Annotated in this window: 1 protein-coding gene and 1 pseudogene; both read right to left on the minus strand. The window is 39.0% G+C overall.

Annotation, left to right across the window (positions count from 1 at the left end; translation table 11 throughout):
- Positions 1-240 precede the first annotated feature (240 nt).
- Complete coding sequence (locus AB5213_RS17015) at positions 241-1,173, minus strand: IS30 family transposase (protein WP_270590903.1); 933 nt, start codon at positions 1,171-1,173, stop codon at positions 241-243.
- A 252-nt stretch (positions 1,174-1,425) separates the two neighbouring features.
- Positions 1,426-1,599 (minus strand): annotated as a pseudogene (locus tag AB5213_RS17020) (helix-turn-helix domain-containing protein); the annotation flags it as partial.
- Positions 1,600-1,719: the final 120 nt, after the last annotated feature.

A 1,719-nucleotide genomic window follows, 5' to 3' on the forward strand; every position in this document is an offset into this window, starting at 1 on the left:
ACTTAAATGAAAAACTAAATTCCAGCTGTGGATTATCTCAGTAACTATGCGGGATTAAATTCTGTAATGCACCTTAACAATTCTATTTTTTTGTCTTATAATAAACCTGTAAGCACTCATGATTTATGTTTTTATGCATACTAACCGGGCATCTGAAAATAGTGTGCGAGACTAAATTCCACATGCCTTATGTGCAAGACTAAATTCTGGTGCAGTGAAATCTGCCTGTGCTTTACTATTTTATTTTATAAGTTTTGGACTAAGCATAACATCATCAGGTGCGATTGCCTTTAATCCTAATGCTTTGTGCAGTTTGTTGTCCAAGAGTAAAAGAGAGAGTTCATATGGGCTATGTCCATTAAGACTGTCTCTTTTTTCGTTGTTTATGTGATTCATCATAAGTCTGACTTTCTCGTCATTTAAATCAGCGAATGAACTCCCTTTCGGACGGATGTAGCGGATATATTCGTGGTTCTTTTCGCAGGCACCTTTTTGCCAAAAGCTGTATGGATCACAGTAAAAGACAGTCGTGCTTTTACTTCCGTCACAGAATTCCTCCATCTCTTCACGAGCTGAGAATTCTGAACCTCCATCCGTGAGGATCACCGGAAAAAGCTTTTTGAATGCATCCTGTCCTAACACTGTTTCAAGCCATACAAAGACCTCTAACACGCATTCCTGGTCTTGATATTCCAACAGGAACATAAGCATAAGATTGCAGTTGCGGAATGTAAAGGTCAAGAGGGCGCAGCTTTCGCCTTTCATTCCTTCCACGCAGTCCATTTCCACAACATTTATATCTGGATGATCTTTCATATAATTCTGGAAATTTTCGTAGTTATGACCTTGACGATAAGAACGATCTTTTGCACTGGTCTGTGTAGGTTTCTTGCGTTTCTTATAACGTACAGAACGCCTTAAGTCACCATTGCGGACATCGAATACACAATCATTGATGTAGGAGTAAAGTGTTCTTCTGGAGCAACCCAATTCTTCTGCATGAGTAGCATAAATATGACCGATGGACTGATGCTTCTCCTTGATCAATGGAACCAATAAATCATTCATGGATTGAATACTTTCCGGAGTCTGGTTAATGCCGACTCTGCAATCGACTAGTACGCTACGGTACTCATCATGGGCATATTTGGATGAATAAAACTTTCTGGGCATAAGACAATGGGTCTTTTTACCACAGCCATTACATACGTAGGGTGGTTTATTCAGTTTCTCACATTCAGCTGTCTCATATGCGGGACATATATCAGTGCAGCGAAAGGATGGTTTTCTGCAAAGCTTACAATGAATGCCACACATCTTATCACACAAGCATGTCACCTTACAGTTCTTACGATGAATACATGGCGGGTGAGTGTAACCTGAATCCGGACGTTCTTTTGTATGTGCGTGGAGACGTACTTCCTTTGATATGGTAGATGGATTTTTACCAATAATTCGTCCAATTTCAGTGAAGCTTTTATTCTCAGTAAGACCTTTCTCGATATCAACACGCTGTTCAAATGTTAAATGTTTCTGATTGCCTTTATTTTTCATAATTATCTCCAATCTGCACAGGCAGGCAATCAGCTGCAAGTACATTATACGGAGTAATGATTATCAAAGACAATATGGCAAATATGTGTGCAAAAGAAACTTCTACCTATATGGAATTTACTCTTGCATTTGGTCCAAAACCGGAATTTAGTTTTTCATTTAAGT

The organism is Coprococcus sp. RTP21204st1_G4_RTP21204_210225 (assembly GCF_040915385.1).
Taxonomy (GTDB): Bacteria; Bacillota; Clostridia; order Lachnospirales; family Lachnospiraceae; genus Allocoprococcus; species Allocoprococcus comes.